This is a genomic window from Streptomyces sp. NPDC091281, assembly GCF_044757425.1.
In the GTDB taxonomy this organism is placed as follows: Bacteria; Actinomycetota; Actinomycetes; order Streptomycetales; family Streptomycetaceae; genus Streptomyces.
Genome location: NZ_JBIVUY010000006.1, coordinates 81,295 through 96,480, shown reverse-complemented (window position 1 = coordinate 96,480; position 15,186 = coordinate 81,295). Strand labels below are relative to the sequence as shown.

Here is a 15,186-nt window from a genome sequence, read left to right as displayed (position 1 = left end):
GCGAGATCTCGCGATAGCTCTCCGTGTCCGGCGCGGTCGACGTCCCGAAGGGATCAGGTCAGTCCGGCTGTGCTGGCAGGTCGCACCGCATTGGGTCCGAAGCGGGCCCGAGCTCTGTCAGCCGCGGCCTCGATCCGGCGTGTCTTATCGTCGCTGGTACCGAAGGTGAGCTGTCTGGTGGCCGAGTTCGCGTCGAACAGGCCGTCCGCCCGCAGGACGATGCCTCGGACCCTGGCTCGCTGCAGGCCGAGGGTGGCGTACAACGCGTAGGCGGCAAGGCGCAGTTGTGGGCTGTGCGCGGTGGGCTCCAGCAAGGTGCGGTTGCGTGTGGTCGTCGAATGATCGGCGTATCGGACGGTCAGGCTCAGGGATCGACAGACCTGTTGTTCGCTGCGGAGTTGAGTGCCAAGGCGTTCGACCAGGTGGGACAGGACACGGCGCTGTTGGTCGGGGTTGAGTTCGTCCCGCCCGAAGCGGTGCTCCGCGCAGAGGGATCGAGGCGGGGCGCCGGGGGTGACACGGGTGGGGTCGATACCGGCCGCCCGCTGGTGCAACTGCCGCCCGGCGGCCGTGCCCAGGATGCGTTGGAGTGTGGACAGCGGGGTGCTCGCGATCGTGTCGAGCGTGGTCAGGCCGTAGGAGGCCAAGGTACGTACGGTCGCTGGCCCTACTCCTGGCAGGGCTGCCGCCGGCAGGCCTGCGAGGAAGGTGACGATGTCCTGAGGGGTGTCGGGGATGGTGCGGATCGCGCCGGGTACTCCACGGTTGGCGGCCAGCTGGGCGAGCAGCGGGTTGGGGGCGACGCCGATCGTGCAGTCGGCGTCGAAGCCTGCGGCAGCGCGCATGCGGATCAGGGCCGCGAGGTCGGTGGCGTCGCGGTCGAAGTACCGCGTGCTCCCCGACACGTCGGCGAATGCGGCGTCGGGTGGCAGCCCCTGGACGACCGGGGTGATCTCGCCAAGCATTCCCAGAAGTTGACGAAACGTTTCTTCGCGGCATGGACCGAAGTGGATGTAGAGAATCATCGCGGTCACCCAGCACTTCCGGGACTGGAGTGATGAAAGGTTCTTCCGTTGATGGCCGGGGCACCAGGGGGTTTCAGGTCGGCCCAGGGGTGCAGTTCATAGCCGGTGGGCTGGGTGATGGTCCGGTGTGCGGCGGTCGGACCGGCGGTGGCCGCCGGGCGGGCGAGGCGATCGGCGACAGCGGCCGGGCCTCCGTCGCGATACAGGTCGATAAGTTCGGCCAGGTCCCAGGCGGCAATGCCGGTGATGCTGAGGGCACGCGGTGGACGCCGGGCTACCGTCCCGCGCACCAGCAACAGGCTGCTGTGGAAGACGGCATGGGCGCAGCGTGCGTGGCTGTCCTCGAAGAATGCCAGGTCGGACAGGCCGCTGGGATCGTCGAGGGTGGCGAAGATGACGCGCTTGCCGGAGCGGACTGGCGGGGTCTGGGTGGCGACCTTGATGCCGGCGACCAGGACAGGGGTGCCATGCCGCAGGTTCGGCAGGTCGGCGGCGGGAGTCGCACCGATGTCGGTCAGCAAGGACCGGTGATCTTCCAGCAGGTGCCGGGAGATGTCCATGCCGAGTACGTCGAGTTCCGCGGCGAGTTGTTCGGAGGTACTCATGACCGGCAGTCCCGCCGTACTGCTGCCATCCCCCGACGTGTCGAGGTCGTTGCCCATAGGGAGTTGCCCGGAGGTGGAGGCGTGACCTCGGGTGGATCGGTGAAGCTCTGCGATCTGCAGCAGCAACTCGCGCCGAGGCCCGAAGGCGTCCATCGCCCCGACCTGGGCCAGGCGTTCGGCCAGCGGGCGGCTGGGCCGGGCGCGCTGCCAGAAGTCGCCCAGCGAGGTGTAGGGCTGCGCGCCGGTGATGCGTTCGGCCTCGGCCTCGGTGATGCCGCGCACTTGGGACAAACCAACCCGAACTCCCCACTTACCAGACACCAGTTCGATTATGTGTGCGGACTGCGAGTGGTTGATGTCGGGCAGCAGGAGAGGAACCCCATGCCGACGGGCATCCGCGGCCAGGACTCGCTTGTGGTACATCCCCGGATCGTGGGTGAGCAGTCCGGCCAGCAAAGCCGCCATTCGGTGAGCCTTGAGCCAGCTGGACTGGTACGCAGGCTGCGCGAATGCCGCTGCGTGCGCTTTCGCGAAGCCGAAACTTCCGAAGCTTTCCAGGATCTCCCATACCTCTCGGATGACCTGCGCCTTGTAACCGCGGACGCGGGCCTCAGCGGCGAACCAGGCCCGCATGCGGCCGCGTCGGTCCGGTTCGGACAGTGCCCGGCGGGCCTCATCGGCCATTCCACGGTCGCAGCCGGTCATCGTGGTCATGATCGCGATGACCTGTTCGTGGAAGACCACCTGCCCTTTGGTCTCCTCCAGGATCGGCTTCAGGTGCGGATGTGGATAGCGGGCCCAGGTCCGGCCGTCGCGGGCCTCGATCATCGGGCTCACCATGTTCGCGGCCACAGGGCCCGGCCGGAACAGGCTGATGTCGATGATCAGGTCGAGGAACGACCGTGGCCGCAGATTTCTGACCAGCTCGCGTTGGCCTGGGCTTTCGAGCTGGAACGTGCCCAAGGTGTCACCGGATGTGATCAGGTCGTAAGTTGCCGGATCGTCGGGCGGCACCTGCGCCGGGTCGTCCAGGTCGAGGTGCTCGCCGGTGGCCCGCTCGATCTCGGCGACGGCGTGGGCGAGCGCTGACTGCATCCGCACGCCGATGATGTCGATCTTCGGATGGCCAGTGTCCTCGATGTCCTCCTTGTCGAACTGGGCCATGGCGATGCCCTCAACGGTGGTTGGCATCACCGGAGTGCGCGCGAGCAGCCCGGCGTTGGACACCAGGAGTCCACACGGGTGCATGGCGGCCTCGTGCGGCAGGCCGTCCAGCATTTCCACCAGCTCCCACAACCGGCCGTGATCCTCACCGGCGACTTCGCGGAGCTCCGGCAGTTCGGTCAGTGCCGCCCGCGCGTCCCGGGCCCGGATGTGAGGAAACGCCTTGGATAGCTCAGCAGCCCGATCAGGGTCCAAGCCCCGCGCCCGCGCCACGTCCTCGATCGCCCCACGCACCCGGTACGTCTTGTACACCGCAAGCGTCGCCACTCTCGCCGCCCCGAATCTCTCGCGTACCGCCTGATAGATCTCGAGCCTCCGAGCCGACTCCACGTCCAGGTCGATGTCGGGCAACGCGGATCGCCGCGCAGACAAGAACCGCTCCATGACCAGGCCGTGCGCCACCGGGTCGACCGGGCTGATCCCCAGCAGGTGAGTGACCAGCGACCCGGCTCCCGAGCCACGCGCCGCGACCCGGATGCCCAGCTTCTTGGCCTCCGTCGCGACCTCGGCGACGGTCAGGAAGTAGCCGGCGAAGCGGTGCCCGGCGATGATCCGAAGTTCATCCTCCAGCCGGTCCCACCGCGCTACTTCCCGGTGATAGCCGCGGTTCATCATGCCCGCCGCGCACCGTTCGGCCAGTACTCGGTCGGCCGACTCCGCAGTGGCACCCACCAAATCGGGCTCCGGCAGATTCAGCCGCCCCAGTCCGAACGCCTCGCCCGGATCGACCACGCAGGCCGCCGCCGTTTCCTCGGTCGCTTTCAGTAGCTGCTGTGCCTCAGCCCCGCGTCCGCCCATCGCCTCGGCGACCTGCCCGGCCATCCGTTCCATCTCTCCGGCGTCCTTCAGCCATCGCTGCCCGCTGTCCAGCCGTGCCGCGTCCCGGCTGTCGATCGGCACCAGCAGACGTGCGGAATCCAGGATGTCGGCGACCTCCCGCTGGTGCGGGTCGGCATACCGCACGCTGTTGCTGAGAACAGCCTCCACCTGCTGCTCGGCGGCGAAGCCCGCCATTCGTGCGGCCAGGCGCAGTGACCCCGGTCCGGTGCCAGGTCGACCGTGGCAGACCACCTCCAACCGCAGCGCTTCTCCGAACCGCTCCCGCCATGGCTCCAGCAGCAGCGCCGCTCGGTCCGGCCGCCCTGATGCCAGCGCGCGGCCCACCTCGGAACCCGCCCCGAGCAGCACGAACACCCCATCGTCGCCACCGGCCAGGTCCTCCCATCGGATTCCCTCGGCCGACGCAGTCGATACCAGACGGCACAGCTCGGCCCAGCCAGATGCGGACCGAGCCAGGAACACCGCTCGGAAGGGTGCTTCCGTCACAAAGGCACCGCCCTTGGCCGGAGTGCGCTGCCGTTCCGTCCCAGGCAACCGGGATCCCGGCACGCCGGGAACTGCCAGATCAGTACCGAACAGAGGTCGCACTCCAGCTCGCTCGCACGCCTTCGCAAAGCGCACGGCGCCGGCAAGGGAGTCCCTGTCGGTCAGCGCAAGAGCATCCAGTCCGCGTTCCGCCGCCCGCTCCACAAGCGCATGTGGATGGCTGGCCCCGTAGCGCAAGGAGTAGCCACTGGCGACATGGAGGTGCGTAAAAGACATACACACCTCCTGGTACCCACAAGCCCCCTCCGTCCGCCTCATCCCGCGAGGTCATCACCCTAACTCAAGAGTCGCACATTCGTTCGACCATCGCATCCGGGACAACCTCGCCCCTTGCGTGATGAGCACACGGCCGGGCAGCCGGTCGAATCAGCAGTTGAAGACACGCAGATCCGGAGCCCGGAAGCGGCCATCCGCTCGACAGCTACCGCATCGCCTACACCCGTGGCCGGGCCAGGCCGACACCCGCCGCTCCCATACCTAAACGAGCAGAGCCTGCCCACCCGACCTGGACCGCCGAGGGCCCCGGTGCATCCCACTGCCACCGGGCGTGTACCGGATTCACAGCACCCACACCAGTGCGTTCTAGTCGGTTCCGGACAATCACCCAAAGTAGCGCTTTGGCCAAGTTGCGCCGTAGTCGAAACATGAACCACCGCCCATCCTGGGCTTTACGGAGGATTGCCGGGCCCGGCACTTCACACCTCGGATCCGACACGGCCGGATTCATGTGCTTGATAATTACTTATTCCGGTATGTGGCAAATACTTTCGATTGCCGACCTCCACGCCGCCATCCACCCTGATGTGTCGAATATGCCGCCGACCCCTGCGCACCTCACTGGGCAGGGGAATCGACCATGGGGGACGCGTTGGACATCATGCAGGTCGCGGGCGTGGGGGCTGCCGCCCTTGTCACCGAGATGGTCAAGAACACCTGGGAGTCCGTACGGGACTCGGTAGCCCGCTTCTTCCAGCGCGGCGGTGAGGAGAGCGCTGAGCAGGAACTGCAGCTCATCGACACAGCGCGGCAGCGGCTCGTCGGCACTGCGGAGGGCGAACGGGCTTCGGTGGAGGACCAACTGCGCGGCCAGCTGATGATCCAGTTGGCGGCGTTCCTGCAGAAGCATCCGGACGCGGCACAGGAGCTACAGAGCCTGGCTGACCAGGTCCAGGAGGCTGACGAAGGATCCGGGGCACGGACGAGCGTGCATGGCAACACCAACAGCCAGGTCGTTATCGCCGGCGGTGCCATCAACGCCTCGGGCAGCTTCCACTACAGGACTCCGGAGGGGGGCCGGTGAGCGAGGAGACCGGACCCGGTTCCGTCCCGCCGCCTTTCGCTCCGCCGGTCGCCATCCCGGCGCCCGAACTGCGGGTGGACGTAGGCAACAACCAGAACTCGAAGATCATCGTGGCTGCCGGCTCCGTCACCATGACGAGCAAACCGCAGCTGCCCGTTACCGGCATTCCGCAAGCTGATCTCGACGTCGTACGCCTCGCGTGGGTGGGCCTGAGTTCGCGGGACGAAGAGGTACGGACGGCGGGCGAGGCCTTCGACCGTCTGACCGGCGGCGGGCCCCGGCTGGCCGTCGTCGCCGGACCGGCCGGCTATGGCAAACGCACTGCCGGGATCAAAGCCCTGTGGGAGATCTCCCAGAAGGAACAGGCCGCTCCCGGCAGGCCGTTGGCCCTTCGGGAGATCCGGCCCGACTGGGAGAGGCCCCGCTCCCCGGACATCTCCGTACTGCCCGACGAGCCAGGCACGGGGTACCTGCTGGATGTGGCCGCGGAGATCAGCTCCTGGCGCAACGTGGGCAACTTCGCGGAGCAGCTGGTGAGTTATGCCGAGGAGCTGCTCTACGTGGGCTCGTACCTGGTCGTGATCGCCGACGAGCACGGGTGGCCCGAAGCCGCCTCCGGGACACTAGCCCGGGTCGTCGCCCGCGCAACGACGAAGCCCTGCGCCCAACGGGTGGCACGGACGCACCTGGAGTACGTGCATCGCAGGCCGGACCGGCTCCGTTGGCTGAACACGGCTTCCTCCGGGACAGGCTTGGTCGGCGAGGCCGCACATCTGCTGACCGACGACAGCCGTCCAGCGGATGGCGCCCGCCTGGCTGACAAGCTCGCCTCCGCCGTGAACTCCGCAGAAGGGCTAAAGGCGGCCCTCAGCGCCTTCCAGGAGTGGCGGTCCGACGTGCAGAAGGTCTTCGCCGAGACGGAGGACAAGCCGGAGGACCGCGCGCTGCTCGTCTCCACCCTGTTCCTCAACAACAAGGACGCGCTGACCATCCAGGACGGATCCAGGATGCTCCTGGATGAGCCGAGGGAGACCAGCGTTCGGACGATCCTGACGGGGCCCGATCTGACCACTCGGCTCAAGGCCCTGGGCGCAAAGGTCACCGGGCGGACCGTCACGCTCGACCACCAGCGCGGCTACGCCCGTGCCGTCCTGCTGCATCTCTGGCAACAACGGGCCGACATCCACCCGCCGTTACTGACGTGGCTCGACACCATCACGTCGCCCAAGGGGCCCGGCGCCGATCGGCTCGCCCCCATCGGCGACCTCCTGGTCGAGCTGGCCGTCGCGGAGAACGACATCCGCGTCATCAAGCAGATCCACGCCTGGATCGACAACGGCGACACCAGCGCCGAGCACTTGCAGCTTATCGCTCGCGTCCTCACCGTCGCCGCCGAGGCGGATACCTTGGGCGCCGAGGTCCGTTCCCTGCTGCTGGACTCGGCGCAGGAGACCTCGGAAGCCGTGGCGACAGTCGTCGCCCTTGTCTGCCAGGGCGACTTCGCCGACCACTACCCGCGCCAGGCCCTCGTCCGCCTGCGGCACATCCTCGACCGGCCCGGCCCCGATGACGCCGTACTCGCGGCACAGCGGGCGCTGCGCGACATCGCCGCGCGCGAGGGCCAACTGCCCCGCGTATGGAGCACCGTCATCAAGTGGGCCACTGAGAAGAAACACCTGGCCGGCCACCGGGCCTTCCTTTCGCTCCTGGATCCACGCGTCGATCCGTACGTGCTGCAGGTCATGCTGGCGGCCGCGGAGCAGAAGGAGGACGTCAAAGAGGCGCTCATCCAGGGCTGGAACGTGGCGCTGGCCGACGACCGGGTCGACGCGGAGTGCCGGGAGCTGCTGACCGCCTGGGCGCAGTTCCGGCAGACGACCGAGGTGTCGCGCGAGCTCGTCACGGAGATCCTCAACGAGATCGTCGTACAGCACCTGTACTCCACGCCGATCTCGGCGCTCATCTTCGGCGAACCCGGCGTGGCCAACGACGAGGCCGTGATCGAGCTGCGCAAGGACCTCAGGCTGCCTGCGGCCCTTTCTGCGGCGCGCCTCAATTACGAGTCCGCTCCTGTGGAGTCCTGATCCGTGGCCTCCTCAACCTGGTCGCGCCGCCGTATGCGCAGGGCGGTGCGGCGCGGCCTGACCGATTTCGAGGTCCGGCTGCGCAGTTCGCGTCCTGGGATCGGCTTCGTCGCCCGCATCACGGCTACCGTCCTCACCGAGCCGCCCTATCCGGCCGCGAGCGAGGAGCTCGCGGCGGCCGTCCGTGGGGTCCTCAGGAAAGCGGCGGCCGATGTCGCCGTAGCGTGCGATCCGGCGGATCTCGCCACAGCGCGGGATGTTGTCGGGGAGCACCTGCGCGCCAAGCGCTCGTTGTCCACAGATCCGCCTGTCGAGTTTCGGGCCTTGCTTGCGCTCGATCTGCCTCCCGACGACCAGGCCGCCGTCGCCGCTCTGCTGTCCGCTCAGCGACAGCAGGCCGTGACCGACATCCTGCGCCAGCAGGCGGCCGAAGCGGTTGCCTCCGAACTAGCCAACCCTGTTGCCCTGTTGGTGCGATGGGTCGAGCAGGACGACGCCGACTGGTCCAAGCTCTCCACCGTTCTCAGCGACGCGAACAAGGTGGCAGAGGCGTTCGCCCGGTACCGGCCCGAGCACGAGCGGACGGTCGAGCATCAGGCCCTTGAGGTGCTACGCGAATTCTTGGCCAGCTTCCCCGAGCCCAGTCAGAAACGCATGCTCTACACACTGCTGGCCGCGGGCATGGAGAGCGCCCAGCGACCTCAACACGCCTTGAAAGCACAGGCGTTGCTGAACGGGCACGCGTCGTCCGTCCTGGCGGGTGACGCGTGACCGGCCCTAGGGCTCCCCGCATTGCCTACAGAACGGCGGGATGCCGGTGAGCACGCTCGCACTGCGGTGGCTGCTATCACCCCGGACCAGTTGGCATGCGTGGCGCCTTGTACAGGCTAGCGACGGCACCCTCTCCTTCGATACTGCCTGGCGACGTACACGAGTGGACAGGCATCCTGAGGAAAGGCCCTACCTGGAGTACGGCCACCGTTCTCCCAGGGACCCGTCGTCCCCCAGCGACCTGCCTCCTCGTGCAGCTCGGCCATCCGACGGCGAGCGGTGAGCTCGGAGGGAAAGCAAGAATGGAGCCATGCAAGAACTCCATGTCAGAAGCGGACCGCCGCGTCGGCAGCTGCCGGATCGACTGCACGCGGTCGGGCCGGGCTGGCACCCACTGCTTCTGCGGCTACACGAGCGGCTCCTCACTCTTGAGCCGGGCTACCGGATCGAGGACTTGAAGGAGAAGCTCGGCGGGGTCCGGATCCATGTCACGGCTGCCTCCGCTATTGCGCTCGCGGAGATGCGCGGCGTTCTCACTGAAGCCGAGAAGCAGTCTGAGACCATCTGTGAGTTCTGCGGGGAACCTGGGCGTCTTACGAGTTGGTGCGTGATAGCGGGTGAGGCGTCGTTCCTGGCCAGTGGCATGATCCGTCTGTGGCGATCATGGTCAATCGGGCAGTGCTGGCGCATCGGCTGTTCACGGGGATCTCTCAGCGTCATCTCTCGTGCCTGGTCGAGGAGTTGGCGGTGCCGTGGCAGGCCGGGGTCGAGGGTCGTCGCCATGCAGCACGAGGCGGGGCCAGGAAGCGGGCCGCGGGAGCCGGCGCCCGCCACCAACTGGTCTTCGCCGACCGGCTGGTGGCCACGCTGATCCATCTGCGGCACGACCTGCCGCACTCGGCACTGGGGCTGCTGTTCGGCGTCGACCGCTCCACCATCAGTGCGATCGCAGAGATACGCACGCTCCTGGCCGAGCGGGGGTGTGCGGTCCCCGACCGCCCCGGTCTGCGATTACGGACTCTGGCCGACGTGTTCGCCTACGCCCAGGCCGAAGGCATCGAGCTCCGGCTGGACGCCACCGAGATCCAGGTCCGCCGACCACCGGCCGGCCGCGGCGGCCGGCGCGCATTCGTTTCCGGGAAGAAGAAACAGAACACCATGAAGGCCACCGTCATCGCCGACTGGCGGGGCCGCACATTATGGACCGACACCCTGCGGCCTGGTCGTATGCACGATGCCACGGCCGCCCGCAACGAGGGCATCGCCGTCTGCTTCCAGCACTTCCCCGACGTCGAGGTCCTCCTGGACGACGGCTACCTCGGCCTGAGCCGCGACCACCGCGGGCAAGCGATCACACCGCCCAGGAAACCGCGTCCGGGAGCACTGCCCGGCAGAGTCCAGCAGTGGGAACGCGACCGCCACGAACACTCCTCCGACCGCATCACCGTCGAACACACCCTCGCCGACCACAAACGCTGGAAGCAACTGACGCGCTGGACCCACCGACGCGACCGCCTGCCCGACACCTACCGCGCCATCGCCAGCCTCGTATCCGACCGCACCACCACCTGACAACAGGCCACGACCAAGCCAGACACGCCTCACCCGCTATCACGCACCAACTCGTTAGGCGACGCGACGATGCCCCAACAGGTTGGATCAAGACCGTCTGTGACGACTGCTACGCCAGGTGGTCGCACCACACGATCTTGATCATCAACGGGAAAGTACGGCATCGCGACCAAGAAGTCCGCTAGAAGCGGCACCTGGGTACACAGTTGACCACGGCTTAGAACTGGCATGGACCGACTTGGCTGAGGGCCACGGTCGAGCCGTGGTTCAGCCTGACTGACTCAGCAGCACGGCCAGCACCATGAAACGAACTCGCGGTTCCTGATCCCTTACGCGTTGGGACCATCGCGGATAAGTGGTCCCACCGGTGCCGTCAGAGGGCGAAGGGGCTCACGTCGCCCCACGCCTTGCGGCGGGCGTCGCTGAGCACCATCCGGGTCGCCGGGGTTCCCTTGGAGGCGAAGGCGGCGAAGGCGTCGATCATACGCCTGCGTCAGCGCCCCCGGCGCGATTCGGTCCGACAGCCTCTCACCCGCAGGCGCCTTGGCCTATCCCACCCCGCCATACCTACGACGACGAGGTACCGCCGCCTAATTCAGCAGCCTTGGTCACAGGTCCGGAAGTCTCACCAAGAATCAGGCAGGACCCCTGAGCCATCACCTGCTGTATGGCGCCAGTCCCTCGTTTCCGGCGACGACCAAGGAGTCGACGAGCATCTGCCACTCGTCCAACGTGCCGAGTTCCTCCGCCGTTCTGCGGATTTCCTTGAGCCAGCTATTAGAAGACCACGAGTGATTGACCGTGACACGTTCGTCTTGAATGCATAGGTCGGAGACCCAGCGCACGCCTCGGGTAGCCTGCACTTCCTCTGGGAGCTTCCGCAGGACGCCGATGAGTGCGTCGACGGACTTGGCCTCCCCACGAGCGACCGGCAGCCAATCGTCGATCAACTCCACGAGGTCTTCAGCGCGGACCCAGTCGATGGGTCCACCGATAACCTCGTTGTGCAGGCCTTGCGCCCACGGAAGAGGGTCCGGTAGCAGGGCAGCAGCAGCCCAGTCGCCCCAGTGATGGTCGCGGTAGGGGCTCGGGTCGTCACTCAGGTAGTCAACGGCGTGGCGCAGCAGAGATGGCCAGACACCTCGTGCAGCTTCGGCCAGCCGTTCGTTCTCTGCGCCTGCTGCGGCAAGACCGTGGAGGAAATTGGACATCAGTCCCGCGTCTGCGCGAAGGGCGTCGAGGTGCTCGAGCACCGGTCCGGCGTCACTGTTCTTCGCAAAGCCTTCGAGCAGGGCCCGTGCGGCGACGAGGGTGTGCGTCCCGCGGTCGTCCGCGGTCCAGCCCTCATTCTCCTGCGCGACCATGGCGCGTCGCTCGACGTCGAGGAACGCGACGAGGAGCGTGGTTGCGTCGTCGGTGCAACAGTGGTCTGTCGACGCGGCTACACCGAGTCCGCGAATGGCTGCGTCGAGAACCGCGATGTCAAGGGAGTCACCCGATAGTTCCTGGAGTCGTTCGGCAACGTCGCCCGCAATCTGAACGTTCTGCCGTCGCTGGCCGCCCTGGTCCCACGGACCGATTTCTGCGCCACGGGCGGTCTCGAGCAACCAGTTCAACGCAGTCCGGTGGATGCAAGGGTCGGAATGGCATGGAGCCGCCCAGATGACATCGCATCCACGCGCCAGGTACAGCCGTGTCTCCAAGGGCGCCTTGCCTGCCATCGCAAGACCGGCCTCGGCAACATCTTCGGTCGAACCGCCGGCGGCTTCCAGGGGCGCTGCCAGTGCGGGTGTGAGGAACGCGGGCACGGTTTGAGCCACGGCTCGGTCGGCACCAAGGTCGAAGTACTGGTCCTCGTGACGCTGATCCTCAACGTCCTGGAACGACGCTGCGATACCGATGACGAGCTCCGTTGCGAACTGCCCTTCGTTGCCCAGCGCCTCCATATCGCCGGCGGCGGCTCGTTCGACGGCTGCTCGGACGACGTGGGCAACGGCGTCCACAGGCCGGTTCGGCATCAGGTCTCCATCGGACTCGAGCAAGGCGCGGCCTGCCGCCAGGTCCGCAGCGATCTCCTCCGACGAGGGCGGCACGTACTCGGCGTCCTGCTTGGACGAGCCCCAGTACCGATTCTGCAGCCGCAAGCTGGTCTGCACGACTTCCTGGTGAGCCTCGTGCGCATCTTGTGCGGCTCGCAGCTCAGGCGGCGGTTCGACCTCGATGTACATCTCATCGCCATGCTGCTTGATTCGGTATCGGTCCCAGTCCAGGCTGGCGGCCCAGTTCTTCGTTGCCTCCTGGCTAATGCCGAGAAGGTCGCCGTTCTCGACAAGCTTGTCGGCGACCTTCTTCAAAGCCTCGGCACGCTCCTGCCCACCGCGCATCATCAACCGCATGGCTACCTCACGCGGCGTCCACTGGCGGCGTTCGAGGTTAGCGAGCCCTTCGGTTGCGGCACGCAGCCCTGAGTACTCCCTCGTCGTACGACCGAACTCCAACTCCCATACGACCGGTTCAGCAAGGAACGGGTCTAGGTCGGTGTCGACGTTCTCCATATGGCGCACGAGCAGGCCGAACAGCATCCCCGGAATTGCGAGGTTCTCGCAGTCATTCAGCAGAACTTCGACAACCGTTCTCGGTGACACACCCTGGCTCAACCACATGTCGGCAAGGCGTTCCATCGCCTGGAGCGCACTCATCGCCGAATACGGACCGACCGACGTGCCCCGGTACCAGCACCACACGTGGCTGTCGCCGACGTACAGGCGAGCAGTGCCGTCAAGGTTCAGAATCGCACCGCGGTTTCCGCCCTCTCCGTTCTCCGTCTCGCCGTCGGCGTCTTCGCTCCGGGCGCCGGCGGGCCCAGCGAAGGCGTCAGGCGAACTATGCCGAGACAGCGTTGCTACGCGCGCCCGCGCACCGCTGTTCAAGATGTTGTTCAACACCCGCACCGAGGTCGACAACGACGCTGTCTGAAACAGCTGCCAGAACCCGCCGAAGTAGTACTGGAAGAACGGTGGTCCGATACCGCTCCACCGGCCCTGATGCCTCCGGACACCCTCATCTCGATGCCAGCTTGGCTCGTCGTCGATGTAGTAGGCCGCCATCAACGTCGCCAATAGCTCCGGGTCCTTCTGGGCCAAGGCGCGGGCGCTCAACGGCGAGTCCACAGCCGGAGCCAGGAACGCTGGTGCGTCATCGGCGATGGCCCGAAGGCACGCTTCGATAGCATCGTCGATGTCCGGTCCGAGCAGCGCCAACGTTTCGACGAACTCTTCATTGGTCAGGTGGTGATCCAGCGTGCGTCGGCGTCGGCGCTGGCGATGCTGTGACTTCGACCCGGGCAGTTGGCCCCCGCTGGTTTCGCGTAGGGGGAGCGAGTTCCAGTAGGCAAGGAGACGGTCCCGCAGCCGGCTTCGCAGTTCATTGCCAGCTGGAACGTCTGCCAGGGACAGGGCTTGCAGCCAGTCCGCAAGCAGCTCGAACGACTCCTTCGAGACGTCCCACGGCTTTTGGTCATCGAGGAGAATCCGCACGATGGGGTTCGTGATCAGACGGTCGACCCACCCGTTGACCTTGTGCCTTTGCTGAACGACTCGAACCACGTCGCCGAGCACCAGGCCGACCGACTGATCCGTGCACGCCGACTTCAGACATTGATACGCGAACGGCGTCTCCAGAACCGCCTCCACCGGGACGTCCGTCCACCGGGGTCCATGAGCTGCCGCGAACATCCGCAGTTGCGAGTACAGTTCGGCGAACTTCCGGACGGGCCGAGCGTCGGGTGCTTTCAGTAGCCCCCTGCACGCAAGAGTAGTAGCCGACAGCGCCCACCGGGGCGCCCCAGCTGCCTGCAGCAACTCGGTCGGGCTCTGGCCACGGACGAGAATGATGGCGGTCGCGTACCGTCGGACTTCGTCGTGTGCAAATTCCGGCTGGCCCCGGTACGGGCTCGCTGGCGCGAGCAGATGATCCCGACGCAGCATGTCGACCGCTGCAGCATCGACGCCTGCGTCAGGTCGACGGCCCTCGGGCAGCTTCAGCGTCGTCGCAGCCACCGCGAGCAATGTCCGTTCGCGTGCCTCCGCCGAACCGACACCGGGGCGTCCATCGCCCCGAACAAGCCTGCTCCACACCAGCTCAAGGCACTCCCACTCACCCAGTGAGCTGTCTGGCTCCGACCCTGTCCGAGCCAGAAGGTCCAGCACAACAGGCCTGCGCAGCAGCGAGTTCGCGGGCAGGTCTCGCAGGACCGTGCGTAGAAGCGGACAGTGGTCTGAGACGATCGAGATGTCCTCGTCGCTCAACGGTCTCATCGCGAAAGATGAAATGGGCTTCGTGAACCCCAGCTCTACCTGCTCCCGCACGAAATCCGATGCCATGTCGGATGTCATCGCTACGAGCCCAACGCCAGCCGCAGCCGCTGTCAGCACCAGGTCACTCAACAGGCCGGCAGACCGCTCCAGAGCAGCATCAGCCGCGTCGATGACCAAGACCCGAGCAGGTGCCGACAATTCCGCGAGCACGTCCTCCATCGACATCCCGAGCGCAGTACGCAGCTCCAGGCTCGACTGTGGCAGGCTGCGGAAGTTGACCACCACCGCTTGGAACCCGGCGGGGTCCGCGGCTTCCAACTCGGCAACGGCCGACAGCGTCAATGCGCTCTTACCGATGCCTGACTCGCCGGATACCAGCAAAGCCGAAGCACTGGTACCGGCCTCGCGCAGGGCCTCAGCGAGTTGTTCGCGGCGGTCGGCGAACGAGATCTCGACCGGTCCGCCAGATGACTCGTCACCGATAGTGGTCCGCACACCGGCAACGGCCAACTTGCGTTGGTCCGCAAGCACCGACCACGCCTGCCGACTTCGAGTCGCGGCCGAGTCCAAGACCACGTGAATGTCACGGCGGAGCACCTTGAGGTCCACCATGGCGCCGGTCGCGTCGTAGCGGGTTGCCTCAACCTCAAGCCGGTCCCGGACCGCCATCCCGTCGGCGGCGGGCGAGGCCACGCCGTCCAACGATGTCGCGACCGCCGTACGGTCACGTTCACCCGGGCTCTGAACCGCGAAACCGAGGATGTGCAACCGGCCAAGCAGCCGCCACGCCAGCCGCAGGACCTCTTCCGGCGCTGTGTCGTCTCCGACGGCCTTCTCGACCATCTCCAGGAAATGCTCCTGGCGCTTACGCACTGGCCTCGACCAGCGGCCATCGACGTCCAT

General features: G+C 66.7%; 7 protein-coding genes. 4 read left to right on the top strand and 3 right to left on the bottom strand.

Annotated features, from left to right (window positions below; translation table 11 throughout):
- Positions 1–53 precede the first annotated feature (53 nt).
- Both ACIQPQ_RS17325 and ACIQPQ_RS17320 read right to left on the bottom strand, forming a co-directional pair.
- On the bottom strand, positions 54–1,025 hold the full coding sequence (locus tag ACIQPQ_RS17325; protein WP_401305229.1) for a DNA polymerase thumb domain-containing protein: 972 nt from the start codon (positions 1,023–1,025) through the stop codon (positions 54–56).
- A 5-nt stretch (positions 1,026–1,030) separates the two neighbouring features.
- Positions 1,031–4,456 (bottom strand): DNA polymerase III subunit alpha, encoded by a 3,426-nt coding sequence (locus tag ACIQPQ_RS17320; RefSeq protein ID WP_401304716.1) that lies wholly within the window; start codon positions 4,454–4,456, stop codon positions 1,031–1,033.
- Positions 4,457–5,108: 652 nt separating this feature from the next.
- Here ACIQPQ_RS17320 and ACIQPQ_RS17315 point away from each other — a divergent pair.
- The 4 genes from ACIQPQ_RS17315 to ACIQPQ_RS17300 all read left to right on the top strand — a co-directional run bounded on the left by ACIQPQ_RS17315 (position 5,109) and on the right by ACIQPQ_RS17300 (position 9,967).
- Positions 5,109–5,540 carry a hypothetical protein gene (locus ACIQPQ_RS17315; RefSeq protein WP_401304713.1) on the top strand — a complete coding sequence of 144 codons (432 nt, stop codon included), beginning with the start codon at positions 5,109–5,111 and terminating at the stop codon, positions 5,538–5,540.
- The gene (locus ACIQPQ_RS17310; protein ID WP_401304711.1) at positions 5,537–7,624 is read left to right on the top strand and encodes a hypothetical protein; all 2,088 of its coding nucleotides are present in this window, start codon (positions 5,537–5,539) and stop codon (positions 7,622–7,624) included. Before ACIQPQ_RS17315 ends, ACIQPQ_RS17310 begins: the two co-directional genes overlap by 4 nt.
- 3 nt (positions 7,625–7,627) lie before the next feature.
- Positions 7,628–8,395 carry a hypothetical protein gene (locus ACIQPQ_RS17305; RefSeq protein ID WP_401304708.1) on the top strand — a complete coding sequence of 256 codons (768 nt, stop codon included), beginning with the start codon at positions 7,628–7,630 and terminating at the stop codon, positions 8,393–8,395.
- A gap of 663 nt (positions 8,396–9,058) precedes the next feature.
- On the top strand, positions 9,059–9,967 hold the full coding sequence (locus tag ACIQPQ_RS17300; protein WP_401305228.1) for a transposase family protein: 909 nt from the start codon (positions 9,059–9,061) through the stop codon (positions 9,965–9,967).
- Between the two features lie 656 nt (positions 9,968–10,623).
- Here ACIQPQ_RS17300 and ACIQPQ_RS17295 read toward each other — a convergent pair.
- A complete protein-coding gene (locus ACIQPQ_RS17295; protein WP_401304706.1) occupies positions 10,624–15,186 on the bottom strand; it encodes a hypothetical protein in 4,563 nt (1,520 codons plus the stop codon).